This window comes from Phenylobacterium sp., assembly GCF_031425575.1.
Taxonomy (GTDB): domain Bacteria; phylum Pseudomonadota; class Alphaproteobacteria; order Caulobacterales; family Caulobacteraceae; genus Phenylobacterium.
This window is the reverse complement of the sequence record NZ_JANPJP010000057.1, coordinates 12,179-35,897: the sequence shown is the minus strand read 5'-3', so window position 1 is coordinate 35,897 and position 23,719 is coordinate 12,179. Positions and strand designations below refer to the sequence as shown.

Genomic DNA, 23,719 nt, shown 5'->3' with positions numbered 1-23,719 from the left:
CCCTCCCCCGTTCCGCTCCGCTTCACAGGGGAGGAAAAGAGAATCTCAGGCCGTGACGGCCCTCAGCGGGTTCGCGCCATAGCGGTTGGTCCCCTGCTCGCTTCCAATGGCCCCCAGCTCCACCACGGCCCAGACCAGCAGCACGGACAGCAGGACATCGGCGGGGTTCATCGGCGGCTGCCAGACGGCCACCAGGGCGAACAGGATCGGCGCGGCCCACCAGCCCGACTTGCCCCGATCATGCAGGCGCTTGGACAGCACGCAGGCGCCGCCATAGATCAGGGCCGGATAGACGAACCAGCCGGTCAGCCAGTGCAGGGTGACGCCGGCCACGGCCTCATAGACCGCCGCCAGGGCGATCAGCAGCGCCGCCCCGATGAGGAACGGCGTCCGGCCCAGGCGGCCCCCCGCGGTGAAGAACAGGGCCGCCCAGTCGGTCTGCATCAGGCGAACTCCACCAGCACCTCGTCGGCGGCGACCGAGTCGCCGGCCTTGGCGCCGACGGTCTTCACGGTGCCGTCCCGTTCGGCGCGGATGATGTTCTGCATCTTCATGGCCTCCACCACGCAGACCGCCTCGCCGGCCCGCACAAGCTGGCCGGGAATGACGTCCAGGGTCACGACGAGACCCGGCATGGGGGAGAGGATCATCTTGGAGGTGTCGGCCGCCTTCTTCGGCGGCAGCTTCTCGTGCAGCTCGGCCGACCGCGGGGTCAGGACCAGAACATGGAGTGTGGTGGCCCGGTGGCGGACCACGAAGCCCTCGGCGGCGGGCTTCACCGCCACGGTAAAGGGCCTCCCGTCCAGCACGCCACGTAAGACGTGCTTGCCAGGCCGCCAGTCGACGTCGCTGAGGGTGAGGGCGCGGTTCTGTCCGAGGTACTCCACCCGGTAGGCCGCCCCGCCGTTGGAGAGCCGCACCAGGCGCTTGTCATGGCCGGCGATGACGATCCACTCGTCACGCAGCAGCTGGGGCGCGGAACGGGCCGTGACGATGCGGTGCATGGCGCAGGCCACGGCCGAGACCAGGTCGCGCTGCCAGTCGGTGGGCGGGGTTCCGCTGAAGCCCTCGGGGAACTCGTCCTTGATGTAGTTGGTGGAGAGCTGCCCGCTTCGGAACCGCTCCTGGTCCATCACCGCGGCCAGGAACGGGATGTTCTGGCCCAGGCCCTCGATGTGGAAGTCCTCCAGCGCCCGGCCCATGGCGTCGATGGCCGCCAGCCGCGTCGGAGCCCAGGTCGACAGCTTGGAGATCATCGGGTCGTAGAACATCGAGATTTCGTCGCCCTCCCGGACGCCGGCGTCGTTGCGCACTATGATGTCGCCGACCTTGCCTTCTTCCGGCGGGTAGTAGCGCACCAGGCGGCCGATGGAGGGCAGGAAGCCGCGATAGGGGTCTTCCGCATAGATACGGCTCTCGATGGACCAGCCATTGATGGCCAGGTCCTTCTGCGCGAAGGCCAGCTTCTCGCCATAGGCCGAGCGGATCATCTGCTCCACCAGGTCGATCCCGGTGATCAGCTCGGTGACCGGGTGCTCCACCTGCAGGCGGGTGTTCATCTCCAGGAAGAAGAAGCTCTTGTCCTGGCCGGCGACGAACTCGACCGTGCCGGCTGAGTCGTAGTTCACGGCCTTGGCGAGCGCCACGGCCTGGGCGCCCATGGCCGCCCGGGTCTCCTCGTCCAGCAGAGGCGACGGCGCCTCCTCGATGACCTTCTGGTTGCGGCGCTGGATCGAGCATTCGCGCTCGAACAGGTGGACCACGTTGCCATGCTTGTCGCCGAGCACCTGGATCTCGATGTGCCGCGGGCTCTCGATGAACTTCTCGATGAAGATGCGGTCGTCGCCGAAGCTGGACTTGGCCTCGGCCTTCACCGCCGGAAAGCCCTCCTCGACGTCCTTCTGGTTCCAGGCGACCCGGATCCCCTTGCCGCCGCCGCCGGCCGAGGCCTTGATCATCACCGGATAGCCGATGTCCTCGCTGATCTTGATGGCGTGGGCGGTGTCGTCGATCTCGCCGACGTGGCCGGGGACCACCGAGACGCCGGCCCGGGTGGCGAACTTCTTGGATTCGATCTTGTCGCCCATCGCCTCGATGGCATGGGGATTGGGACCGATGAAGACGATCCCCTCGGACTCCAGCCGGCGGGCGAAGGACGCGTTCTCCGAGAGGAAGCCAAAGCCGGGGTGGATCGCCTCCGCGCCGGTTTCGCGGGCCGCGGCCACGATCTTGTCGGCGACCAGGTAGCTTTCGGACGCGGGCGCGCCGCCGATGAAGACGGTTTCGTCGGCCATCTCGACCGCCATGCTATCGGCATCGGCCTCGGAATAGACCACCACGGTGGCGATCCCCATCCGGCGGCAGGTCTTGATGATGCGGACCGCGATTTCGCCGCGGTTGGCGATCAGAATCTTTGAGAACATGCTGATGTCTTAGCGCAAAATCGCGCGGGCGAGACAGACCGTGGTCCTGGGCATGAACGTAACCTCCCCTGAAGCGCTTCCGTACTTGGGGGAGAGACCTTAGATTGGACCCCATGAGCACGCCAGAAGCCACCCTCTCCCCGTCCGGTTTCGACCTGACACCTCCCGACGCAGCGGAACGCAAGCGCCTGGAGGTCGATCTCACCCGCGAAGAGGCTGAGGTGCTGCTGCATCACGGCACCGAGGCGGCCTTCTGCGGCGGCCTGCTGGATAACAAGGAGGACGGCGCCTATTGCTGCCGGCTCTGCGGCCTGCCGCTGTTCCAGGCCAAGACCAAGTTCGAGAGCGGCACCGGCTGGCCCAGCTTCTTCGCTCCCATCGACGAGGCCCATGTCCTGGCGGTGAAGGACACCAGCTACGGCATGATCCGCATCGAGACCCGCTGCGCCCGTTGCGACAGCCACCAGGGCCACGTCTTCCCCGACGGGCCCGCGCCGACGCGACTGCGGTATTGCATCAACTCGATCTCGCTGGAATTCGTGCAGGACGGCCAGGCGTTGCGCGATCCGTTGGAGCGCGGCGACAACCAGCACCTGGCGACCGCCTAGAGCCCCAGTTCCGCCGCCGCGATCTGCGCGATCTGCAGGGCGCCGGCGGGGTTGTTCCCATCTGACAGGGTCCAGGAGGCCGAGAGGCCGGCATAGGCCAGCAGCCACTGCATCGTCCGCACGGGCTCAAGCCTGGCCGCCTGGCTCACCACCCTCACCTGGCTGGCGATACGACCGGGGGTGACGGCTGTGGCCAGGTCCGGATTGCACAACAGGTTGGCGTAGTCATAGCCACGCTCGCCGATCAGGCCCTTGGGGTCGATGGCCAGCCAGCCAAGGTCTCCGAAGTCCAGGAAGTTGCCGTGGTGGGCGTCGCCGTGCAGGACGCAGACCTCGCGCGGATCAGCCAGCAGCGTCCGCGATATGTCGTAGGACTTGGCCAGCACACCCCCATGGCGGTTGGCGGCGGGCGCCAGTTGCCCGAACCAGTCCGGCAGCGGCCGCAGGGTGGAGGGCAGCTTCCCCGCGCGTGGCGCGTGGAGGCAATTCAGCGCCGAGCAAATGATCCGACTGGCGTCGTCGTCCTGGCCATTCCTGGCCATGTCGCAGAGTGATCCGGCGCCGGTGGCGCGGATCATCAGCAAGGCCTCGCCGTCGTGCGCCAGGACCGGCGCGGCCCCTTGGCCGTTCCACCAGGCCATCAGGACGCCTCCGGCGATCTCCTCAGGCGCATGGCTGACCTTGAGCATCGCGGCGCGACCCCCATGGGACACAGGCAAGAGCCGTCCCCCAAGACTGGTGAACGGTTCTCCGTCGGGAGTCAGGCCCCAACGGTCGATCCAGATCTTGAACGTCTCCTCCGCCACGCCACCAGCCTAGCCGGCGGCGTGGCGAGTCTCCAGTCAGCTTTCGCCTTCGGCCTGGTCGCGCAGGATAGTGTTCTCGCCCAGCGAAGCGGGCGCACGGCGCGTGGCGCCTGCGTCAAGCCGAAGGTTGTTCTGCACGTGTTTCACGCCGCCGATATCCTCGATGATCGCCTCGGCGTGGTGCTTGGCGCGGCGATCGTAGATCGTGCCCGACAGGGTGACCTCGCCGTCCTGCACCGCCACGGTGATTCCCGAGGCGTCGATGTGATCATCCTCGGTCAGGCGGTCGTGGACATCCTCGCTGATACGCTGGTCGCTGCGGATGTAGCCCTGAGGCCCGAGGCCCCGATGGCCGGGCTCAAGATAGGTGCGATACTCGCCGGGGTGGTCCTGGCGCGGGCTGGAGTCATAGCGGCCACCGCCTTGCCGGCCCTTGTCGCCGTGGGACCGCCCGCCGCGATAGACGCGGTCGCCATAGGGCGAGACCCGTTCGCCGGGGTCGGAGCCGTTCTGACCATAGCCCCCGGTGAAGCCTGCATAGCTGCCAGCGCCGTAACGGGGTCCGACATAACCCCGCTCAAAGCTCTGGCCCTGCCCGGGGTGGTCGTCCTCACCTGCCTGATAGTCGGCGGCGGCCTCATCCCAATCGTGATTGGGGCGGGAATCTCGGCGAGGCTCGGGGGGCCGGCCGCCGCGCTCGTTGCTTCCATCGTCCATCTGCGTTTACCCGTGTTGTGAGGACTTGCTGGTCCAACAACCCGGGACAGGTGGGCTTGTTCCGGTCTAGCGGGTCACTTCGAGCGAGTTCGACGCGGCTTGGAGGCCTTGACGATCGCGCCCTTGGGAAGCGGGTGATTGTCGCTGTCATCCCACATCAGGTGTTGCAGGATCTGGAACAGGAAGGCGGTGGACCAGCCGATCAGCAGCATGCCGTTGATGGCTTCCAGAACACCCACGATGCGCCAACGGTCCGGCAGAATCGCGCCGGTTTCCCCGACCGTCGAATAGGAACTGGTGGAGAAATAGAGCGCCTGCTCCAGGGTCGGGAGCATATCCATCTTCCAGTAGACCAGCGCGTAGAGCCAGATCTCGAGGCCGTGCAGGACGAAAAGCCCCAGGACCACGCCCAGTGGGACCAGGACGCGGTCCAGGTTTATCCAGCGGGTGAAGCGCTCCAGATGCCACTTCAGCAGAGCCTGCAGAACGTCCAGGCCCAACAGGTGGACAAGCACGGTCGCCGTGACGATGGCCGTGGAGATCAGAAGCTGGTGTGCGAGCACGTTCATGGCGTTCGGCGACCCTGCGCCCCCTACAGCGGGATGTTGTCGTGCTTCTTCCAGGGATTGGTCAGCTGCTTGCCCCGCAGGTTCTTCAGCGAGCGGGCGATGCGCTTGCGGGTGTTGTGGGGCTTGATGACGTCGTCGATGTAGCCGCGGCTGGCGGCGATGAACGGGTTGGCGAAGCGGGACTTGTACTCGGCCTCGCGGGCGGCGATGGCGTCGGGGTCGCCGATCTCGGCGCGGAAGATGATCTCCACGGCGCCCTTGGAGCCCATGACCGCGATCTCGGCGGTGGGCCAGGCGTAGTTCACGTCGCCGCGGATGTGCTTGGAGCTCATCACGTCATAGGCGCCGCCATAGGCCTTGCGGGTGATCAGGGTCACCTTGGGCACGGTGGCCTCTGCATAGGCGAACAAGAGCTTGGCGCCGTGGCGGATCAGGCCGCCCTGCTCCTGCTTGGTGCCCGGCATGAAGCCCGGCACATCCACCAGGGTCACCAGGGGGATCTCGAAGGCGTCGCAGAAGCGCACGAAGCGGGCGCCCTTGCGGCTGGAATCGATGTCCAGCACGCCGGCCAGCACCTGGGGCTGGTTGGCGACGATGCCGATGGTGCGGCCATCCATGCGGGCGAAGCCGCAGATGATGTTCTTGGCGAACTCCGGCGCGATCTCGAAGAAGTCGGCCTCGTCCACGACCTTCAGGATCAACTCCTTCATGTCGTAGGGCTTGTTGGGGTTGGAGGGCACCAGGGTGTCGAGGCTCATCTCGTCGCGCTCGACATCGTCGAAGCTCTCGCGGACCGGGGGCTTCTCGCGGTTCGACAGCGGCAGGAAGTCCACCAGGCGGCGGACCTGGGTCAGGGCTTCCAAATCGTTCTCGAAGGCGCCGTCGGCGACGCCGGACTTCATGGCGTGGACGCGGTAGCCGCCCAGCTCCTCGTGGGTGACCTCCTCGTGGGTCACGGTGCGGACCACGTCAGGGCCGGTGACGTACATGTAGCTCGTATCCTTCACCATGAAGATGAAGTCGGTGATGGCCGGGGAATAGACGTCACCCCCGGCGCAGGGGCCCATAATCACGCTGATCTGCGGGATGACACCGCTGGCCAGCGTGTTCTGCAGGAAGATGTCGGCATAGCCGGCCAAGCCGTCGACCCCCTCCTGGATGCGCGCGCCGCCGGCGTCGAACAGGCCGATGATCGGCGCGCCGACCTTGAGGGCCTGCTGCTGCACCTTGACGATCTTCTGCGCATGCGCGTTGGAAAGAGATCCGCCGAAGACCGTGAAATCCTTGGAGAACACAAAAACCAGACGGCCGTTGATATTGCCCCATCCGGTGACCACGCCGTCGCCCGGCACCCGGTTGTCGGCCATGCCGAAGTCGGTGGCGCGGTGCTCGACGAACATGTCGAACTCCTCGAAGGAGCCTTCGTCCAGCAACAGGTCCAGGCGCTCGCGTGCGGTGAGCTTGCCCTTGGCGTGCTGGCTCTGGATGCGGCGCTCGCCTCCGCCCATGCGGGCTTCCTCGCGACGCTTCTCAAGCTCCTCGATGATATGCTTCAAGGCCGGCCCCTCTTAACGCTCTGTGCTGGGATCAAGCCCTAGTCGCGCCCGGAAGCCTGCGCAAGTTCACTTGGGGGCAGGCGCCAGCACCGGTAAGGCGACGAGCTCGGCAGCCGCATGGTCGAGGAAGGCGCGGACCCGCGCCGGGATCAGGCGGGCGGTCGGCGTCACCAGTTGCACGGGCAAGGCCGCTGGCTCCCAGGCGGCGAGCAGGCGCACCAGGCGGCCAGCGGCCAGGTCGTCGGCGACCTGATACGACAGCGCCCGGGTGATCCCGTGCCCTTCTCGCACCGCGTTGAGCGCAGCGTCGACATCGGTCAGCGTGAACCGGGATGTCATCCTGGTCAGTTTCTCACGACCCTCTGCGCTGCGGAACCGCCACTCCAGGGCGTCGGCCCTGACCACGCCCGTGATCACCTCGTGCGTCTTCAGGTCCTCGGGCGTGCGCGGCGCGCCCCGACGCTCCAAATAGGCGGGGGCCGCCACCACGATGCTTCGCACCTCGCCCACCTTGCGGGCCACCAGGCTGGAGTCCGGCAGCGCCCCCACGCGGACCGCCACGTCGAGCTGCTCGTCGATCATGTCCAGGTTCCGGTCGTTCAAACGCAGTTCGGCGCTGACACCCGGATGCAGGACCAGGAAACGGGCCACAAGGGCTGAGACGTGCCGCCGCCCAAACACCAGGGGCGCGGTCAAGGCCAGGCGTCCCCGCAGCGGGCCGCTCGCCTCCACGCTGACCGCGGTTTCATAGTCGGCGAGGACGCGGCGGGCCTGATCAGCCAGCCGACGACCGGCCTCTGTGGGGGCGAGCTTGCGGGTGGTGCGTTCCGCCAGGCGCGCGCCCGCCCGCGCCTCCAGCGCGGCAAGCGAGCGAGTGACGGACGCCGGGGAGCGGCGAAGCATCCGGGCGGCCCGCGCCAAGCCACCGGCGTCAAGGATGGCCAGGAACACCGAAAGCTCATCAAGCCGATCGATTGGATTATTCAATAATCTGCAATGGTGATTTGCGATCTTAGGGAATTAAGTCCATTCCACGCAAGGTCTAGGTTGACGTCACTGGCTCACAGGACATCTCCCATGCCCGCTCTGACCCTCTACGGCATCCCGCTTTCAGGACACTCCCATCGCGTGGAGTTGTTCCTCCACCTGCTCCGTCTCGACTACGAATACATCGAGGCCCAGAAGGATTTCCGGGACTCCCCGGCCTACCGCGCACTTAACCCGCTGGGCCAGATCCCGGTGCTGAAGGACGGCGATCTGGTGCTCGCCGACTCCAACGCGATATTGGTCTATCTCGCCAAGCGGTACGACGCTGGCGACAGTTGGCTGCCGCAGGATCCGGTGGCCGCCGCACGGGTCCAGCGATGGCTGTCCATCGCTGCGGGCGAGATCATGCACGGACCCGCCGCCGCGCGGGTCATGACCCTGTTCGGCGCGGCCAGCGAACCGGCGCGGACAGCCGCCATGGCCCTGGCCGGCCGAGTTCTGACCTTCATGGAAGCTCATCTGAAGGACCGGTCCTGGCTGGCGGCCGAGGCGCCAACCCTGGCCGACGTCGCCTGCTACACCTATGTCGCGCATGCGCCGGAGGGCGGGGTCACGCTGTCGCCCTATCCGGCCCTCCGTGCGTGGCTCGCGCGGGTCGAGGCCCTGCCCCGCTTCAAGGGACTGGTCGCCTCCCGTCCCGGCGACCGCCTGACGCCGTGATCCTTCCCGACGCGTTTCACACCGGCGAACTGGAGGCCCAGCGCCGGGCGGGCGGCGGGCCGCGCGGTCACGGCATCCGCGACCACATGCCAGATCAGCATCGGCAATTCTTCGAAACCCTGCCGTATGCGGTGCTGGCGGCTCTGGATCCGCTGGGCCAGCCGGTGGCCACCCTGATCACCGGAGAGCCCGGCTTCATCGCCGCGCCGAACCCGCTCACCTTGTCGATCGCCACAGTGTTGCATCCGCAAGATCCTGTCAGGGCCGGCTTAGCTCCAGCCGCTCCGTTCGGCCTGCTCGGCCTGGACCTCGCCACCCGGCGGCGCAACCGCGCCAACGGCCGGGTCGCCGCAGCGACCTCCGCCAACTACTGGCTGGTTGTGGATCAGAGCTTCGGCAACTGCCCGCAATACATTCAGCGGCGAGAGCCCTATGACGCGGTGCGCACGCCTGGCGGCTTGGAAGTCTTGACCGGCCTCGACGCCGACGCTCGAACTCAGGTGCTGGCCGCCGACACCTTCTTCGTCGCCACCGCGGCGCTGGGACCCAATGGCGGGGTCGACGTCTCCCATCGGGGCGGGCGCAGCGGCTTCGTGGCCATCGAGGGTGAGGCCCTGGTGATCCCCGATTTCCCGGGCAACCGATACTTCAACACCCTGGGTAACTTGCTGGCCTACCCGCGCGCAGGGTTGTTGTTCGTCGATTTCGAAACCGGAGACCTGCTGCACCTGCAGGGCTCCGCCGAGGTGTTATGGGACGCCGACGCCGATGCCAGCGGATTTGCGGGGTCGCAGCGGGTCTGGCGGCTGACGGTGGACGGCGGCTGGCGTCGGCGCGCCGCCGCGCCTCTGGCCTGGACCTATGTTGAAGAGTCGCCCGTCAGCGCCGCCACCGGGCGGTGGCCCGCAACGGCGCGGGACGGCAAGCTCAGCCTAATGCCTTGAACCACCGCTCAAGCATCTGCGCCTCCACCACGTGACGGGCGGTGCGTTCGGCAGCCTCGTCATCGACGCCCCACTTCTCCTCCTGGAAGACTTCGTCCAGGCGTGACAGCTCCAGAGCCTGGACGCCGCTCATCCAGCCGCGCGCCAGGCCAAAGGCCAGGACCGCCGAGCCGAACAGGGCGGTGCCGAAGGCGACACCGGCCAGACCGAAGTCATCGAGCTCCAGGGCCATGGCCCTCACCTTGGCCAGGGTCTCGTCGGGCTGGGTGCGGTGGACGATGCCGGCGGCGCGCACGAAGGCCACCTCGAACTCCCGCTCGGCGCGCTCCAGCACCGGGCCCCAGTGTTGCTGCTGGCGGTCCACCAGGCCGACCGGGTCCTCGGCGAAGTAGCAGAGCAGGTCGGAGCCGGCATAGTCGGCGATCTGGGCCGCCGTGCCGTCTCGCGCCTGGGGGATGGCGTCCAGCGCGGTATTGGCCAGTCGGGTCGCGTGCATCAGGGCCATCTCAATGTGATCGCCCTGGGAGGCCCACTCCGCGGCGACGAGGTCGGCCAGGGTCTGGCTCGGCAAGACCATCAGGGCCGCCCGGGGACTGCGCAGGCTGCGGCTGTCCAGCTTCACCGCAAAGCCGCCCTCGACGGCCTCAACCGCAACCGTCTTGTAGAAGCGGCGGGCCTTCTCGCCGGCTTCCTTGAATCCCTTGGCCACGTAGTCCTCCAGACGCCAGCGACGGAAACGGTCGCCGTGGGCGTGCAAATGAGCGTTGGATAAGATTTGCGCAAGGAGGCTCGCCTTGGCTGACCGCGACCTGGACGCCGCCATCGCCGTGACCCGCTTCGGACTGGGGGCGCGGACCGGCGAGATTCGCGAGGCGCGGCAGGACCCGCGCGGCTTCCTGAAGGCGCAAATTCACCGCGAAGGCGCGCAGCAGCCCCAGGCGGGCGCCGAGACGGCGCAGCAGCGCCTGGGCGAGTTCCGTGACTACCAGCAGGACCGCAGGGCGATGAAGGCCGCCCAGGGGCCGAACGATTCCAGGCCTGGCCCCCGCGACCCCGTCAAGATGGCCCGGAGGATGCTGCGCGAGGACACCGGCGCCGACTTCACCGCCCGCGCCCGTCTCGGCACCCAGACGTCCGAGGGCTTCCGCGAACGCTGGGCCCTGTTCTGGGCCAACCACTTCACGGTGTCGGCCACCAAGCTGATCACAGCCACGGTTGTGGGCCCCTATGAGCAGGAGGCGATCCGCCCGAACGTGTTCGGCGCCTTCGCCCAACTGCTGGGCGCCGCTGAAACCCACCCGGCCATGCTGCTCTATTTGGATCAGGCCCAGTCCATTGGCCCCGGCAGTCCAGCGGCGAAAAACGCGCGGCGCGCGGACAGGACGCCGGGCCTGAATGAGAATCTGGCCCGGGAGATCCTGGAACTGCACACGGTCGGCGTGGACGGCGGCTATGCCCAGGCCGACGTCACCGAATTCGCCCGCGCCATGACGGGGCTCTCCATCGGCGGTCTGCGCGAGGACCCCAGCCGAGCCGGCGCGACGATATTCCGCCCCATGGCCCACGAGCCGGGCGCGCGGACGGTGATGGGGGTGCGCTATCCGGCCGGCGGCAGGGAACAGGCGAGCGCGATCCTGGCCGACCTCGCCCAGAAGCCCGCCACCGCACGTTTCATTTGCGGCAAAATCGCCCGGCACTTCGTGGCCGACACTCCGTCGCCGGCCCTGGTGGGCCGCCTGGAGCGCCGCTGGCTCGACACCGGTGGGCAGCTCGGCGAAGTGGCCGAGGAACTGATCGAGGCGCCGGAGGCCTGGGCACCCACCCAGGCCAAGTTCAAGACGCCCTACGAGTTCCTGATCTCCAGTTGGCGGGCGGCGGGCGGCGCCCCGCGGGACATCAGTGTCCTGGCGCCAACCCTGAACGCCATGGGCCAGCGGGGCTTCAGCGCTCCCTCCCCCAAGGGCTGGCCCGAGGACACCGCCTCCTGGGCGACCCCGGACGCGATCATCAAGCGGATGGCCTGGGCCCAGACCTTCGCCGCCGCCGCCATCGCCGACCGCGATCCCTGGCGGCTGGCGACCGAGGCGCTCGGCGCGCGGTTATCCGCCCCCACGGCGACCGCCATCGCCCGCGCCGAGACCCGCGCCGAGGGCTTGGCCCTGTTGCTGATGAGCCCGGAGTTCCAACGCCGATGACCGCCAATCCCACACGCCGCGCCGCCCTGGCCACCGCCGCGGGCTTCGGCCTCTCCCTGGACTTCGTCGCCCGCCAGGCCTTCGCGGCCTCGGAGGGCGCGCAGGGTCTCCGCAAGCTGATCGTGGTGATCTGCCGGGGCGGGATGGATGGTCTATCCGTCGCCCCACCGGTAGGCGACCCCGATTACCAGGATCTGCGCCAGGCCATCGCCCTGGACGACAATGCCCTGAAGCTGGACGGGACCTTCAGCCTGCACCCGTCGCTGCCCTCGGTCCACGCCATGGCCCGGGCCGGTGAGGCGCGAATCGTCCCGGCTGTCGCCACGCCCGATCGCGCGCGCTCGCACTTCGAGGCTCAGGACGTGCTGGAGAGCGGCGCGGCGGGGGTCTACGGCGCCGGCAGCGGCTGGCTGAACCGGGTGGTGAGCAGCCTCTCGGCCCAGCGCAAGGTCGAGGCCCTCTCGGTGGGACCGACCGCACCGTTGATCCTGCGCGGGCCGGCTTCGGTGTCCTCCTGGTCGCCGGGCAAGGGCGTCGACGCCTCGGCCCGCCTGCCGACCCTGCTGCAGGACCTCTACCGGGACGATCCGGTGCTCGGCCCCGCCCTGGCCCGGGGCCTGGCCACCGAGACCATGGCCCAGGCGGCGATGACTAGCCTCGGCGGCGGCGCCTCCATGACCGCCATGACGCCCGCCAACGGCCAAGGGTTGGTGCGCCAGGGGGCCGAGGCGGCGCGGAAGCTGGGGTCGACTGTCGCGGGCTTCATGCGCGAACCCGGCGGCCCGCAGATCGCGGTGGTCAGCCTCGACGGCTTCGACACCCACGCCAACCAATTGGGCCAGCTGGCGCCGCGCCTGACCTATCTGGACGCCGCGCTGGACGGGCTGCGCGCTGGTCTCGGCGCGGCGTGGAAGGACAGTGTGGTGCTGGTGACCACCGAGTTCGGGCGCACGGCGCGGGTGAATGGCACCGGCGGCACCGACCATGGCACAGCCTCAACGGCCCTGGTGCTGGGCGGGGCGTTGAAGCCCGGCGGCATCATCGGCGACTGGCCGACCCTGAAAAGCTCGGCCCTGTTCGAGGCCCGTGACCTGGCGCCGACCCTGGACATGCGCGGCCTGTTCAAGGGGGTGCTGGCCGACCATATGGGGTTGGATCGACGGGCGCTGGAGACCACGGTCTTCCCCGATAGTGCGGCCGCCCGGCCCGTGACGGGACTGGTCTAGCCGTCCGGTCTCGGCGATCCTGGGCCGATGGGCGACGACATCCTGACCGACCGCGACTTGAACCGCGCCCTCCTGGCCCGCCAGATGCTGCTGGGGCGCCAGGCCATGGCGCCCGTGGACGCCCTGAGCCGGCTGCTGGCGATCCAGGCCCAGCTGCCGCGCACGCCCTTCATCGGCCTCTGGTCGCGCCTCGCCGGGTTCAGGCCCGAGGACCTGCGAACAGCCATCGCGGGTCGGCAGGTCGTCCGCGCCACCGCCATGCGCGGCACGCTCCACCTGATGACCGCCGCCGACTTCCTGGCCTTCCGGGGCGGCCTGAGGACAGGAGACGGCGTCAGCCTGCCGGGCGGAACCAAGACGACAGTCACCGAGCTGGAGCCGGTCCTGACCCTGGCGCGCAAGCACTTCACCGAACCAAGGGAGTTCGAGAGTTTCCGGGAAGTGCTGGAAAAGGCGGGCTATTCCGACATCCGCGTCATGGCCTATGCGGCGCGCCAGCTTCTGCCCCTGGTCCAGGCGGCGTCGGACACGCCGTACGGGTTTTCTCCCGGTGGCGAGTTCGTCCTGGTCAAGGCGTATCTGGGCAAGGACATCATGGCGGCGGCGGAGCCTGCCGAGCTGCTGCGCCGCTACCTGGCCGCCTGGGGCCCGGCGACACCGGCCGACTTCAGCGGCTGGTCCGGATTGAAGGGTGTGGCGACGCTGTTCGAAGCGCTCGGCGACGACCTCGTGACCTTGCGGGACGAACGCAAGAAGGTGCTCTACGACCTGAAGGATGCGCCCCGGCCGGGCGGCCACACCCCTGCCCCGCCGCGCTTCGTGCCGGACTTCGACGCCGTAACCCAGGGCCACCAGGACCGCGCCCGCATCCTGCCGCCCGAGCACGCGCCCAGGGTCGCCAGCAAGAACCTGCAGGTCCCGCCGATGCTGCTGGTGGACGGCTTCGTGGCCGGGACCTGGAAGCTGGAGGCCAGGCGCAAGACCGCGACCGTGACGGTCACCGCGTTCGACAGCTTCAGCGCCAAGGACCGCAAGGCCATCGAGGCCGAGGCGATCAACCTCGCCCTGGCTTTCGAGCCGGCGGCGGAGCCCGCCGTCGCCTTCGTCTAGGTATTCGCCGCCTTGGCGAAGTAGATCTCGGCGGGGCCCGGGAAATTCCGCTGGCGAACGTCGTCGGCGTAGCCCGCGATGGCCTTGGAGATTTCGCCGCGGAGGTCGGCGTAGCGACGCACGAACTTGGGCGTCCAGTCGAACAGGCCCAGCATGTCGTCGGTGACCAGGATCTGGCCGTCGCAACCGGCCGAGGCGCCGATGCCGATGGTGGGGACGGCGATGGCCTCGGTGATCTCGCGGGCCAGGCCCTCGGCCACCCCCTCGACGACCACGGCGAAGGCGCCAGCCGCGGCGGTGGCCTTGGCCTCCTCCAGGATGCGGGCGCGTTCCTCGCCGGCCCGGCCCTTGGCCTTGAAGCCGCCGTCCACCAGCACCGCCTGGGGCCGCAGGCCCACATGGCCCATGACCGGCACGCCGCGCTTGACCAGATATTCGATGGTCTCCACCACCGTGGAGCCGCTCTCGACCTTCACGGCCGAGGCGCCGGTCTCCTTCATGATGCGCACGGCGTTCTGGTAGGCGGTCTCGGGCGCGCCTTCGTAGGAGCCGAAGGGCATGTCCACGACCACCATGGCCTTCTTGGAGGTCCGCATCACCGCCTGGCCGTGCAGGATCATCATCTCCAGGGTCACGCCGACCGTGTTGGGCAGGCCGTGGACCACCATGCCGACGCTGTCGCCCACCAGCAGCAGGTCGCAGTGGTCGTCCAGCAGTTCGGCCATCGGCGCGGTGTAGGCCGTCAGGCAGACGATGGGCACGCCGCCCTTGCGCGCGGTGATATCGGGCGCGGCGAGGCGCCGGACCGTTTCATGACGTTGAGCCGACATCGTCAGATCTCCTCGATCACGCGGGTGAGCACGAAGCCCATGGCCAGGACAGCCAGGCCGCTGGCGATCCATACGACAGTCCAGTCCGACTGCACCATGGCGAACAGGTCCATGCCCGGACGCGCCTGAGCGATCCCAGCCTGCAGGAGGCGAGAAGAGCCCGCCGAGGCGTCCTCTACCCGCTGAACGAAGTTGGACATGATGAGCTGGCTGGCGCCGACGACGCCGCCGGCCAGGCCCGCGGCTCCGATGAACCAGCGGCGCATGTTCCAGCCGCGGTTGAGGCGGTGTTCCACACGCGCGGCGAAGGCGCTCTCATCGGAGAACGCCGGCGCATCGGAGAAGAGCCGCTCCAGGCGGCGTTCGAACTCGATCTCAGCCATTGCCACGCCTCCCTTCCAGCTCCGCGCCCTCAGGCGCCAGTCGCGTTCTGAGCTTCTCCAGACCACGTTTGACATGGGATTTGACCGTTCCAAGCGGCAGATTCAAGGCATCGGCGGCCTCGGCGTGGGACAGGCCCGCGCCGTAGCACATCGTCACGCAGAGCCGTTCGGCCGCGCCTAAACACTTCATGGCTTCGTCCAGATCGATACGGCCGGCGGCGTCGGGATGGTGGGCGGTCTGCGCGCCCTCCTCCGCCTCGAGCGCCAAGCTGGCCAGCCGTCGCTCACGCTGCAGACGCTTGAGGTGCTGACGGGCGGCGATACGCTTGACCCAGGCGGCGAAGGTCCCCTCGCCACGGAACTCGGTGATGCTTTCAAAAGCGGCTAGGAAGGCGTCCTGGGCCGTGTCGTCGGCCTCGGCCGAGGCTGCGCCCATTCGGCGCAGGAGGCCCCGCACCGCAGAGCCATGGCGGCGGACCAGCTCGCCGAAGGCGCGCCGTTCTCCCGTGGCCGACAGGGTCGCGAGCTCCACATCGTGGAGGCTGGCGTACCGCGATTGGTGTGAGCCCGACATGGGCTTGCTCCCCTTGGAACCGGCCTACTTGCCGCGCCCGAAGAATGAGATGACGATAAAGGCCACGCCGATGAAGCCGGGGAAGGCGGCCATGCCGATCAACGGATAGAGGGCGTCGGGCTCCTCGAAGCTGATGGCGAAGCCGAAAGCCGCGAGGCCCACCGCCACGCCCAGCCAGATGATGCCCGTGCGCAGGTCGCGCATCGGCGAGGCCGGCGTCTTGACCTTCACATCGCTGGTGATGGCCTCAATGACTTCGGCGGGGATCGGCTGGCCATGCTCGATGGAGGCCTTGAGGGTGTCGTGCAGGCGCGAGCGTTCGCGGCTCTTCAGGTAGGCGGGCACCAGGAACAGCGAGGCGATCGATCCGAAAACGATGAAGACGATGAGGACGGCTTCCATGACGTGGTCTCTCCAGTTTCAGGGCGTATCAGCCCGCTTCTGTGAGGAAAGAGGCCCGTGCGGCCTCCTATAGATGCAAGCTCGGCCATGAAATCTTTGTCATCATCTGGCGCTCAAGTCAGCACCCGGCCCCACCGAGCCAGTACGCCAGGATCAGAGCAACCTCGGGAACCAAGACTAGGGCTTCGGCGCGCCGCCAGCGGGATAGGCTTCCCGCATGTGGTTGACGCAGCCGGGGATCACCTCGGCGAGCGCGCTTTGGTCCACATCCGAAAGCTTGTTCAGATAGAGGCAGGCCTTGCCGGTCTTGTACTTGCCGAGCCGCGCCATCAGCGCATCGTCCTGATGGCCTGACATGATGTAAAGGGTCAGGGCCGCCTTGCGCGGCGAGAAGCCCACCAGGGGCGCGTCACCCTCCCGGCCGCTGTCGTACCGGTAGTGGTAGCTGCCAAAGCCGACGATGGTCGAGCCCCACATCCTGGCCGGCTCGCCACTGACCTTGGCCATCAGGTTGCAAACGGCGCGGGCGTCGGCCTGGCGGGCCTCAGGCTCGACGGCCGCCAGAAAGACTTCGACGTCGGCGTGGGTCTCCTGGGTCTTGTTGGGTGTCTGCGCCACGTCCGCCTCCCAGTCCTGACTCTGGAAGACTAGCCTAGTTTCGCCGCGTAGGTCTCGGGTTTGAAGCCCACCAGCAGCTCGCCGCCGACCTCCAGCACCGGGCGCTTGATCATCGAGGGCTGGGCCAGCATGAGGTCGATGGCCTTGGCCTGGTCGATGCCGGTCTTGTCGGCGTCGGGCAGCTTGCGGAAGGTGGTTCCGGCGCGATTCAGCAGGACCTCCCATCCGACCCGGCCGGCCCACCCCTCCAGGGTGGGGCGGTCGACGCCAGCGGTCTTGTAGTCGTGGAAGTCGTAGTCGACGCCGTGGCCGTCCAGCCAGTCGCGGGCCTTCTTCATCGTGTCGCAGGCCTTGATGCCGTGGATCCTGGTCTTTCCCATCGTGGCGCTCCCCGTCCGAATCGGAGGCCAGCTTACCGGCCCAAGCGCGACTTGGAGATGTCAGGCTGGACCTGAGGTCCCGGCCTGTTTCCAGTAGATCGCCGTGCCGCTGAGCCCGCCATGCGGCTTATAGGCATAGTCCGGGATCACCCCGGCGAGCTTGAACCCCATAGCCTCATAGAGCGGGGCCGCGCCGCCGTCCGTGGCCGTGTCCAGCACCAGCAGAGTTCGGGACCTGGTCACGGCCAGGCGCTCGGCCTCCCGCAGCAGGGCGGTGGCGATCCCCCTGCCCCGGTGGCTGAGCCGCGTCATCATCTTGGCGATCTCGGCGCGGTGCGGCTGGTTGTCGGGACAGTCCAGCAGCAGGGTCACCGTGCCCACCAGGGCCTCACCGTCGAAGGCGCCCAGGATGACGCGCTCGTCCCGGGCGGCGGCCGCGAGAGCGTGGTCCCAGAAGGCGTCGGCCGTCTCCCGGCTGATGGGGTGCATGAAGCTGACAGACGCGCCGCTGGTGACCGCCTCGATGAGCAGGTCGCTCAGCGCGTCCCGGTGGGTGGTGTCGAGCATCTGGATCATGGTCAGCTCCGGGCCAGGACGACGACGTAGGTGCAGGGCTGCACGGCCTCGTTGGCGATGGTGACCTCGCCGGGCGGGCCAAAGCCCAGGCAGTCGCCGGGGGCGAGCTCGTGGCGGTCGCCGCCCTCGTGGATGACCAGGTCGCCGGACCGCACCCAGACCACCTGTCGGATGTGCGCGTAGGACGAGGCCGGCAGGGTGACGCGCTGGCCAGGGGGCAGTTCGACTTCGACAGTCTCAACAGGGTGGTCAGGGCGGCTGAACACCTGGCGGCGGCGGTAGCCGGTCTCGGGATCGCGCCAGACCGGCTGGTCGGCGGCCCGGGTCAGGCGCTCGCCGCCGCCCTCGGCGCGGAGCAGCAGGCCGCCAGGGTGAGATCGAAGGCGCCGGCCAGCCGGATCAGGATCACGGCGGTGGGGCTGACCTCCTGGCGCTCGATCTTGCTGATGGTGGCCTTGGAGACCCCGGAGCGCTCGGCGAGGTCAGCGAGTGACCAGCCGCGCATGTCGCGCTCCAGCCTCAGGCGGTTGGCGAGCAGCGCTCCGGAATCATCCACTAAAGTATCCATACGTCTCGAATATGAGACGACAAAGGTGAGATCAACCCAAGAGCGCGGCGCCAGGCCCACAGGTCGGCAAAAGCTTACCCCAAGCATGGACATCACGGGATGATCACGCCATGTGCACGTCTCCGCTCCAGAGCCCTTGAGACCGTCATGCCCGCTTACCGTTCCCGCACCTCCACCCATGGCCGCAACATGGCCGGCGCCCGCGGGCTGTGGCGCGCCACGGGCATGAAGGACGCCGACTTCGGCAAGCCGATCATCGCGGTGGTCAACTCCTTCACCCAGTTCGTTCCGGGCCACGTGCACCTGAAGGACCTGGGCCAGTTGGTGGCCCGCGAGATCGAGCGGGCCGGCGGCGTGGCCAAGGAGTTCAACACCATCGCCGTGGACGACGGCATCGCCATGGGCCACGACGGGATGCTCTACAGCCTGCCGTCCCGCGAACTGATCGCCGACAGCGTCGAGTACATGGCCAACGCCCACTGCGTGGACGCCATGGTCTGCATCTCCAACTGCGACAAGATCACGCCGGGCATGCTGATGGCGTCCCTGCGCCTGAACATCCCCACGGTCTTCGTCTCCGGCGGGCCGATGGAGGCCGGCAAGGTGATCCTCAAGGGCAAGGAAGTGGCGCTGGACCTGGTGGACGCCATGGTCGCCGCCGCCGACGAGAACGTCTCCGACGAGGATGTCGCCACCATCGAGAGGTCGGCCTGCCCCACCTGCGGCTCCTGCTCGGGCATGTTCACCGCCAATTCGATGAACTGCCTGACCGAGGCGCTCGGCCTATCCCTGCCCGGCAACGGTTCGGTTCTGGCCACCCACGCCGACCGCGAGCGCCTGTTCCTGGAGGCCGGCCACACCGTGGTGGACATCACTCGGCGCTTCTACGAGCAGGACGACGTCAGCGTCCTGCCGCGCTCGGTGGCCAATTTCCAGGCCTTCGAGAACGCCATGAGCCTGGACATCGCCATGGGCGGCTCCACCAACACCGTCCTGCACCTGCTGGCCGCCGCCCATGAGGCGGAGGTGGACTTCACCATGGACGACATCGACCGGCTGTCGCGCCGGGTGCCCTGCCTGTCCAAGGTGGCGCCGGCCAAGTCCGACGTGCACATGGAGGACGTCCACCGGGCCGGCGGGGTCATGGCCCTGCTGGGGGAGCTGGAGCGCGGCGGCCTGCTGCACACCGACACCCCCACCGTCCACAGCGCCACTCTGGGGGAGGCCCTGGACCGGTGGGACATCGCCCGCACCACCAGCGAGAGCGTCCACACCTTCTTCAAGGCCGCGCCCGGCGGCGTGCCGACCCAGACCGCCTTCAGCCAGAGCCGCCGCTGGGACGCCCTCGACCTGGACCGGGCCGGCGGGGTGATCCGCAATGTCGAGAACGCGTTCTCCAAGGACGGCGGCCTGGCGGTGCTGAAGGGCAACCTGGCCCTGGACGGTTGCATCGTGAAGACCGCCGGCGTGGACGACAGCATCCTGGTCTTCACCGGCACGGCGCGGGTGTTCGAGAGCCAGGACGCCTCGGTGAGCGCCATCCTGACCGGCAAGATCAAGGCCGGCGACGTGGTGGTGATCCGCTACGAGGGGCCGCGCGGCGGACCGGGCATGCAGGAGATGCTCTATCCCACCAGCTACCTGAAATCGAAGGGCCTGGGGAAGGCCTGCGCCCTGATCACCGACGGCCGCTTCTCGGGCGGCACCTCGGGCCTCTCCATCGGCCACGTCTCGCCGGAAGCCGCCGAGGGCGGGCTGATCGGCCTGGTGCAGGACGGCGACCCGATCGAGATCAATATCCCGGAGCGCAGCATCCACCTTGCCGTGAGCGACGCCGTGATCGCCGAACGCCGCGCCGCCCAGGCGGCCCGGGGCGCAGAGGCCTGGACCCCGGCCGCCAAGCGCGAACGCAAGGTCTCCATGGCCCTGCGCGCCTACGCCGCCTTCACCACCAGCGCCGCGCGCGGCGCGGTGCGGGACGTGGATCAGAAGCGGTAGGAGACCACGCTCCGCTTCGAGGTCCGTCTCTTGGGCGCGTCGACGAGGCGTCGGCTCCTGGCGAGACATGGCGGAAGAAATTTGTTTCGCATGGACATCGAATTGGCGCCCAACCTCGTAGAGGAAGGCGCCAATCCCGCGTCCCGGAGGGCCCCGTGCAGATTGCCGTTCTCCCCATCGCCCGCGACGGAGAGACCTTCGCCGTGCACGCCAGCGGCGGCGGTTGGCGCACGGCATGGCATCAGCCCTCCACGTCGCCTGATGGGACGCGGCATGGCGCGTGCGGCTTCTGCGTCACCGAGGACGGGGAGGTTGTGCTGGTCAGCCAAGACGGCGTCCGCTGGGAGTGGCCCGGCGGCCGTCCCGAGGGCGACGAGACCTGGGAGCAGACCTTCCGGCGCGAGATGCTGGAGGAGACCTGCTCGGTGGTCGGCGACGCCCGGCTGCTGGGCTTCTGCCGGTCTGAGTGCGTCGAGGGTCCGGAAGCCGGCCTCGTCCTGGTCCGGTCGGTCTGGCGGGGCGAGGTTGAGGTGCTGCCCTGGACGCCGCAGTTCGAGATTCGTCACCGGCGGATCGTGCCGGCCGAGGCGCTGGTGTCGGAGATACATATCGAGGTGGGTTGGGAGCCGATCTTCCGGCGGGCGATGTTGGAGGCGGGGTTGATCTGAGACCACCCCCCGTCCGCTCATCCCCGCGAAAGCGGGGACCCATGTGTTTTATCCAAGAGCGCTGACCAACAGAAAAAGCCTGGGTCCCCGCTTTCGCGGGGATGAGCGGAGTTTGGTGGTCTGGCCTTAGGCCAAGAACGCCTCCACTCGCCCGGCGAGCTCCGCGCTCGGCGGGATCATGGGCAGGCGCAGGTCGGGGGTGTCGATCAGGCCCGTGCGCCACAGAGCGTGCTTGAGGGCCGACGGGCTGGGTTCCGCGAACAGCAGGTCCGGGATGGCGGCGACCTCCGCCCACAGACGTCCGGCCTCGTCCCAGCGCGCGTCCCTGGCCAGACGGTGGATATCGCGGAACATCTCGGGCCGCAGGTGGGCCGAGGCGACGACGCCGCCGTCGGCGCCCTGGCGGAGGGCGAAGAGGAAACCGGCGTCCTCGCCGCAGAGCACCGAGAAGCCGTCCGGCTTGCGGGCGATCAGGTCGCGGGACTGGCCCGGGTCGGCGCAGCAGTCCTTCACGCCGACGATGTTGGGCCGCTCGGCCAGGCGCAGCAGGGTGTCGTTGGCCATGTTCACCCCGGTTCGGTAGGGGATGTTGTAGACCAGGATGTCACGGGTCGTGGCCTCGGCGATGGCCTCGAAGTGCAGGCGCAGGCCCTGCTGGGTCGGACGGACATAGTAGGGACAGGCGATCAGCAGGCCGTCGGCGGGCAGGTCTTCGGCCGCGCGGACCGCCTCGACGACATTGGCCGTCACTGCGCCGCCGAGGCCGATCAGCACGGGAGCGCCCTTTCCGGCCGCCTCCAGTTCCTCCGCGGTCCAATCAGCCAGGCGGCGGACTTCGTCGCGGGACAGCGCCAACCCCTCGCCTGTTGTCGCGGCCAGGATGATGCCGTCCACCTGGCCGGCGTAGCGGGCCACCATGCGGCGAACTGAGGCCTCGTCCAGGTCACCATCCTTGTACGGACTGACCATGGGCAGCCAGACGCCCTGATAGCGGGGATGGGGAAGTGTCATGATCGTCTCCTTGCAAGGCCGGAGACGGAAGCGTTGGACCCCGTCGCACCGGCGGGGTCTCTTTGATGGTGTCGGCCGTCCCCTAGGGGACGCGCACAGACCAGCCAAGACCCCTGTCGAGGGCCTGTTTTTTGGCGCGGGCGTTGGCGGCGCAGCGGGTCATGGTTGCGAGATGAGCCATCGGCCCGTAGGCGTCAAGGCGAAGCTCGCCTTCGGGTGCGGCTTGTCCCAGCCCCGGTCGAACATTGCTCCGCCAGATCGCGCTTGCCGGACCCGGAATATGACAGTCCTATTCCGCCATTCAGGCCTGGAGGGATTGGGATGTCGAACCTGGGAACCGTCGCCACGGATCGCCGCACGCTGCTGGCCGGAGGCGCGGCCGCGGCCCTGTTCACGCCCAGCCTGGCCTTCGCCGCCAGCGGCGACATGCCCGCCATCCGCAAGGCCGCCGAGGCGGGCTACGCGGCCTCGGTGAAGCGCATCCAGGACTGGATCGCCCTGCCCTCCATCGCCGCCGAAAACCTCGATATGGAAAAGGGCGCCGACTACATGGCGGCCCTGGCCAAGGACGCCGGCTTCCAGCACGTCGAGAAGGTGCCCACCGAGGGCGCTCCCGGCGTGTTCGCCACCCTCGATGTCGGCGCCAAGCGTTGGATGGGCATCTACTTCATGTACGACGTGAAGCAGTACGACCCGGCCGAATGGAGCTCCCCGCCCCTGGAGGCGCGCATCGTCGACAAGCCCGGCTTCGGCAAGGTGATCGTCGGGCGTGGCGCGGTGAACCAGAAGGGGCCCCAGGCCGCCTTGCTCGCCGGGCTGCACGCCCTCCGCGCGGCCGGCAAGAAGCCGCCGGTGAACCTGGTGCTGATCTGCGAGGGCGAGGAGGAGATCGGCAGCCCCCACTTCCGCCAGATCGTCACCAAGCCTCACATCCTGGCCGCCCTGAAGAGGTGCGAGGGCGTGATCATCCCGGCCGGCTGGCAGAGCCCCAGCGACGGCGGCGTGACGGTCAACCTGGGCGCCAAGGGCATCGTGGAGCTGGAACTGGTGGCCAGCGGCGCCAAGTGGGGCCGGGGTCCCAAGACCGACATCCACTCCAGCGAGAAGGCCCGCGTCGACAGCCCCGCCTGGCGTCTGGTGCAGGCCCTGACGACTCTCGTCACCCCGGACGGCAACAATCCGGCCATCGACAACTATTTCGAGAAGGTCCGCCCCCTCACGCCCCGCGAGAAGGAGCTGATCGCCCTGGCCGGCAAGCAGCTCAGCGAGGCCGACGCCAAGAAGGCGCTGGGGGTCGAGCACTTCATCGACGACCTGCCCTGGGAGACGACCCTGGAGCGGCTGGCCTCACAGCCGACGGTGAACATCGAGGGCCTGGTGTCGGGCTATACCGGTCCCGGCGGCAAGACCGTGCTGCCCGGCCGGGCGGTGGCCAAGATGGACCTGCGCCTGGTGCCCAACATGACCGCCGAGGACTCGGTGGCCAAGCTGCGCGCCCACCTGGACAAGCGCGGATTCAAGGACATCGAGGTCAATGTCAGCGGCGGCTATGACCCCACCGAGACCGACGAGAACAGCCGGCTGATCAAGGCCGAGCTGGCCACCTACAAGCGCAACAATGTGCCGACCACCATCTATCCGCGCCTCGCCGGCTCGTGGCCGGGGTCGGTCTTCACCTCGGCGCCGGTCAGCCTGCCGGCCGGCCAGTTCGGACTAGGCCACGGCAGTGGGGCGCATGCGCCCAACGAGTACTACGTGATCGAGTCCAGCAACCCGAGGGTTCAGGGCCTGGTGGGGTCGACCATGAGCTATGTGGACTTCCTCTACGAGATCGCCGCGGCGAAGTAGGC

27 protein-coding genes are annotated in these 23,719 nt (G+C 68.4%); 9 read left to right on the top strand and 18 right to left on the bottom strand.

Annotated features, from left to right (window positions below; all coding sequences use genetic code 11):
- Positions 1-45: 45 nt before the first annotated feature.
- Positions 46-444 (bottom strand): DUF805 domain-containing protein, encoded by a 399-nt coding sequence (locus tag RMO97_RS03470; RefSeq protein WP_310539151.1) that lies wholly within the window; start codon positions 442-444, stop codon positions 46-48.
- Entirely contained in the window at positions 444-2,423 is a 1,980-nt protein-coding gene (locus RMO97_RS03465; protein ID WP_310539150.1) for an acetyl/propionyl/methylcrotonyl-CoA carboxylase subunit alpha, read from the bottom strand. The genes RMO97_RS03470 and RMO97_RS03465 overlap by 1 nt, the downstream gene beginning before the upstream one ends.
- 113 nt (positions 2,424-2,536) lie before the next feature.
- Between RMO97_RS03465 and msrB the strand changes: the two genes are divergently transcribed.
- On the top strand, positions 2,537-3,031 hold the full coding sequence (gene msrB, locus RMO97_RS03460; protein WP_310539149.1) for a peptide-methionine (R)-S-oxide reductase MsrB: 495 nt from the start codon (positions 2,537-2,539) through the stop codon (positions 3,029-3,031).
- Here the strand turns inward: msrB and RMO97_RS03455 are convergent.
- From RMO97_RS03455 to RMO97_RS03435, 5 genes are all read right to left on the bottom strand, one after another.
- Complete coding sequence (locus tag RMO97_RS03455) at positions 3,028-3,837, bottom strand: aminoglycoside phosphotransferase family protein (protein ID WP_310539148.1); 810 nt, start codon at positions 3,835-3,837, stop codon at positions 3,028-3,030. The genes msrB and RMO97_RS03455 overlap by 4 nt on opposite strands.
- A gap of 36 nt (positions 3,838-3,873) precedes the next feature.
- A complete protein-coding gene (locus tag RMO97_RS03450) occupies positions 3,874-4,554 on the bottom strand; it encodes a BON domain-containing protein (protein ID WP_310539147.1) in 681 nt (226 codons plus the stop codon).
- Between the two features lie 74 nt (positions 4,555-4,628).
- Positions 4,629-5,123: an ion channel gene (locus tag RMO97_RS03445; RefSeq protein ID WP_310539146.1), complete on the bottom strand. Its 495-nt coding sequence runs from the start codon at positions 5,121-5,123 to the stop codon at positions 4,629-4,631.
- A gap of 23 nt (positions 5,124-5,146) precedes the next feature.
- Positions 5,147-6,679 (bottom strand): acyl-CoA carboxylase subunit beta, encoded by a 1,533-nt coding sequence (locus RMO97_RS03440; protein ID WP_310539145.1) that lies wholly within the window; start codon positions 6,677-6,679, stop codon positions 5,147-5,149.
- A gap of 66 nt (positions 6,680-6,745) precedes the next feature.
- On the bottom strand, positions 6,746-7,666 hold the full coding sequence (locus RMO97_RS03435; protein ID WP_310539144.1) for a LysR family transcriptional regulator: 921 nt from the start codon (positions 7,664-7,666) through the stop codon (positions 6,746-6,748).
- 90 nt (positions 7,667-7,756) lie between these two features.
- Between RMO97_RS03435 and RMO97_RS03430 the strand changes: the two genes are divergently transcribed.
- On the top strand, positions 7,757-8,386 hold the full coding sequence (locus RMO97_RS03430) for a glutathione S-transferase (RefSeq protein WP_310539143.1): 630 nt from the start codon (positions 7,757-7,759) through the stop codon (positions 8,384-8,386).
- Positions 8,383-9,330, top strand: coding sequence for a pyridoxamine 5'-phosphate oxidase family protein (locus tag RMO97_RS03425; protein WP_310539142.1), 948 nt, complete (start codon positions 8,383-8,385; stop codon positions 9,328-9,330). Before RMO97_RS03430 ends, RMO97_RS03425 begins: the two co-directional genes overlap by 4 nt.
- Here RMO97_RS03425 and RMO97_RS03420 read toward each other — a convergent pair.
- Entirely contained in the window at positions 9,314-10,039 is a 726-nt protein-coding gene (locus tag RMO97_RS03420) for an ATP12 family protein (protein WP_310539141.1), read from the bottom strand. The genes RMO97_RS03425 and RMO97_RS03420 overlap by 17 nt on opposite strands.
- Before the next feature lie 85 nt (positions 10,040-10,124).
- Between RMO97_RS03420 and RMO97_RS03415 the strand changes: the two genes are divergently transcribed.
- The 3 genes from RMO97_RS03415 to RMO97_RS03405 are packed head-to-tail and all read left to right on the top strand — an operon-like array spanning position 10,125 to position 13,861.
- On the top strand, positions 10,125-11,525 hold the full coding sequence (locus tag RMO97_RS03415) for a DUF1800 family protein (RefSeq protein ID WP_310539140.1): 1,401 nt from the start codon (positions 10,125-10,127) through the stop codon (positions 11,523-11,525).
- Complete coding sequence (locus tag RMO97_RS03410; protein ID WP_310539139.1) at positions 11,522-12,751, top strand: DUF1501 domain-containing protein; 1,230 nt, start codon at positions 11,522-11,524, stop codon at positions 12,749-12,751. Before RMO97_RS03415 ends, RMO97_RS03410 begins: the two co-directional genes overlap by 4 nt.
- A gap of 27 nt (positions 12,752-12,778) precedes the next feature.
- Positions 12,779-13,861, top strand: a complete 1,083-nt coding sequence (locus RMO97_RS03405; protein ID WP_310539138.1) for a winged helix DNA-binding domain-containing protein — start codon at positions 12,779-12,781, stop codon at positions 13,859-13,861.
- On the opposite strand, the gene panB is transcribed toward RMO97_RS03405, so the two are convergent.
- The 9 genes from panB to RMO97_RS03360 form a co-directional block, all read right to left on the bottom strand.
- Positions 13,858-14,691 (bottom strand): 3-methyl-2-oxobutanoate hydroxymethyltransferase, encoded by an 834-nt coding sequence (gene panB, locus RMO97_RS03400; RefSeq protein WP_310539137.1) that lies wholly within the window; start codon positions 14,689-14,691, stop codon positions 13,858-13,860. The genes RMO97_RS03405 and panB overlap by 4 nt on opposite strands.
- 2 nt (positions 14,692-14,693) lie before the next feature.
- Positions 14,694-15,074 carry a hypothetical protein gene (locus tag RMO97_RS03395; RefSeq protein ID WP_310539136.1) on the bottom strand — a complete coding sequence of 127 codons (381 nt, stop codon included), beginning with the start codon at positions 15,072-15,074 and terminating at the stop codon, positions 14,694-14,696.
- The gene (locus tag RMO97_RS03390; RefSeq protein WP_310539135.1) at positions 15,067-15,648 is read right to left on the bottom strand and encodes a sigma-70 family RNA polymerase sigma factor; all 582 of its coding nucleotides are present in this window, start codon (positions 15,646-15,648) and stop codon (positions 15,067-15,069) included. The genes RMO97_RS03395 and RMO97_RS03390 overlap by 8 nt, the downstream gene beginning before the upstream one ends.
- 24 nt (positions 15,649-15,672) lie before the next feature.
- Entirely contained in the window at positions 15,673-16,050 is a 378-nt protein-coding gene (locus RMO97_RS03385) for a DUF6249 domain-containing protein (protein WP_310539134.1), read from the bottom strand.
- Between the two features lie 177 nt (positions 16,051-16,227).
- Positions 16,228-16,668 (bottom strand): DUF1801 domain-containing protein, encoded by a 441-nt coding sequence (locus RMO97_RS03380; RefSeq protein ID WP_310539133.1) that lies wholly within the window; start codon positions 16,666-16,668, stop codon positions 16,228-16,230.
- Between the two features lie 29 nt (positions 16,669-16,697).
- Complete coding sequence (locus RMO97_RS03375) at positions 16,698-17,048, bottom strand: ArsC family reductase (protein WP_310539132.1); 351 nt, start codon at positions 17,046-17,048, stop codon at positions 16,698-16,700.
- Positions 17,049-17,108: 60 nt separating this feature from the next.
- The gene (locus RMO97_RS03370; protein WP_310539131.1) at positions 17,109-17,624 is read right to left on the bottom strand and encodes a GNAT family N-acetyltransferase; all 516 of its coding nucleotides are present in this window, start codon (positions 17,622-17,624) and stop codon (positions 17,109-17,111) included.
- 2 nt (positions 17,625-17,626) lie between these two features.
- Positions 17,627-17,890 carry a cupin domain-containing protein gene (locus tag RMO97_RS03365; protein WP_310539130.1) on the bottom strand — a complete coding sequence of 88 codons (264 nt, stop codon included), beginning with the start codon at positions 17,888-17,890 and terminating at the stop codon, positions 17,627-17,629.
- A 59-nt stretch (positions 17,891-17,949) separates the two neighbouring features.
- Positions 17,950-18,180 carry a helix-turn-helix transcriptional regulator gene (locus RMO97_RS03360; RefSeq protein ID WP_310539129.1) on the bottom strand — a complete coding sequence of 77 codons (231 nt, stop codon included), beginning with the start codon at positions 18,178-18,180 and terminating at the stop codon, positions 17,950-17,952.
- 159 nt (positions 18,181-18,339) lie between these two features.
- Between RMO97_RS03360 and ilvD the strand changes: the two genes are divergently transcribed.
- Entirely contained in the window at positions 18,340-20,190 is a 1,851-nt protein-coding gene (gene ilvD / locus RMO97_RS03355) for a dihydroxy-acid dehydratase (RefSeq protein ID WP_310539128.1), read from the top strand.
- A 155-nt stretch (positions 20,191-20,345) separates the two neighbouring features.
- On the top strand, positions 20,346-20,858 hold the full coding sequence (locus tag RMO97_RS03350; RefSeq protein WP_310539127.1) for an NUDIX domain-containing protein: 513 nt from the start codon (positions 20,346-20,348) through the stop codon (positions 20,856-20,858).
- Positions 20,859-20,984: 126 nt separating this feature from the next.
- Here RMO97_RS03350 and RMO97_RS03345 read toward each other — a convergent pair whose 3' ends face one another.
- The gene (locus RMO97_RS03345; protein WP_310539126.1) at positions 20,985-21,869 is read right to left on the bottom strand and encodes a 4-hydroxy-tetrahydrodipicolinate synthase; all 885 of its coding nucleotides are present in this window, start codon (positions 21,867-21,869) and stop codon (positions 20,985-20,987) included.
- Between the two features lie 321 nt (positions 21,870-22,190).
- Between RMO97_RS03345 and RMO97_RS03340 the strand changes: the two genes are divergently transcribed.
- A complete protein-coding gene (locus RMO97_RS03340) occupies positions 22,191-23,717 on the top strand; it encodes a M20/M25/M40 family metallo-hydrolase (RefSeq protein WP_310539125.1) in 1,527 nt (508 codons plus the stop codon).
- The last annotated feature ends 2 nt before the right edge of the window (positions 23,718-23,719 follow it).

What these genes read in the sequence shown, in the direction of transcription:
- RMO97_RS03470 (WP_310539151.1), bottom strand. Translation starts at nt 444, where the DNA reads ATGCAGACCGACTGGGCGGCCCTGTTCTTCACCGCGGGGGGCCGCCTG.
- RMO97_RS03465 (WP_310539150.1), bottom strand. Translation starts at nt 2,423, where the DNA reads ATGTTCTCAAAGATTCTGATCGCCAACCGCGGCGAAATCGCGGTCCGC.
- msrB (WP_310539149.1), top strand. Translation starts at nt 2,537, where the DNA reads ATGAGCACGCCAGAAGCCACCCTCTCCCCGTCCGGTTTCGACCTGACA.
- RMO97_RS03450 (WP_310539147.1), bottom strand. Translation starts at nt 4,554, where the DNA reads ATGGACGATGGAAGCAACGAGCGCGGCGGCCGGCCCCCCGAGCCTCGC.
- RMO97_RS03445 (WP_310539146.1), bottom strand. Translation starts at nt 5,123, where the DNA reads ATGAACGTGCTCGCACACCAGCTTCTGATCTCCACGGCCATCGTCACG.
- RMO97_RS03430 (WP_310539143.1), top strand. Translation starts at nt 7,757, where the DNA reads ATGCCCGCTCTGACCCTCTACGGCATCCCGCTTTCAGGACACTCCCAT.
- RMO97_RS03410 (WP_310539139.1), top strand. Translation starts at nt 11,522, where the DNA reads ATGACCGCCAATCCCACACGCCGCGCCGCCCTGGCCACCGCCGCGGGC.
- RMO97_RS03405 (WP_310539138.1), top strand. Translation starts at nt 12,779, where the DNA reads ATGGGCGACGACATCCTGACCGACCGCGACTTGAACCGCGCCCTCCTG.
- panB (WP_310539137.1), bottom strand. Translation starts at nt 14,691, where the DNA reads ATGTCGGCTCAACGTCATGAAACGGTCCGGCGCCTCGCCGCGCCCGAT.
- RMO97_RS03395 (WP_310539136.1), bottom strand. Translation starts at nt 15,074, where the DNA reads ATGGCTGAGATCGAGTTCGAACGCCGCCTGGAGCGGCTCTTCTCCGAT.
- RMO97_RS03390 (WP_310539135.1), bottom strand. Translation starts at nt 15,648, where the DNA reads ATGTCGGGCTCACACCAATCGCGGTACGCCAGCCTCCACGATGTGGAG.
- RMO97_RS03385 (WP_310539134.1), bottom strand. Translation starts at nt 16,050, where the DNA reads ATGGAAGCCGTCCTCATCGTCTTCATCGTTTTCGGATCGATCGCCTCG.
- RMO97_RS03375 (WP_310539132.1), bottom strand. Translation starts at nt 17,048, where the DNA reads ATGGGAAAGACCAGGATCCACGGCATCAAGGCCTGCGACACGATGAAG.
- RMO97_RS03370 (WP_310539131.1), bottom strand. Translation starts at nt 17,624, where the DNA reads ATGATCCAGATGCTCGACACCACCCACCGGGACGCGCTGAGCGACCTG.
- ilvD (WP_310539128.1), top strand. Translation starts at nt 18,340, where the DNA reads ATGCCCGCTTACCGTTCCCGCACCTCCACCCATGGCCGCAACATGGCC.
- RMO97_RS03345 (WP_310539126.1), bottom strand. Translation starts at nt 21,869, where the DNA reads ATGACACTTCCCCATCCCCGCTATCAGGGCGTCTGGCTGCCCATGGTC.
- RMO97_RS03340 (WP_310539125.1), top strand. Translation starts at nt 22,191, where the DNA reads ATGTCGAACCTGGGAACCGTCGCCACGGATCGCCGCACGCTGCTGGCC.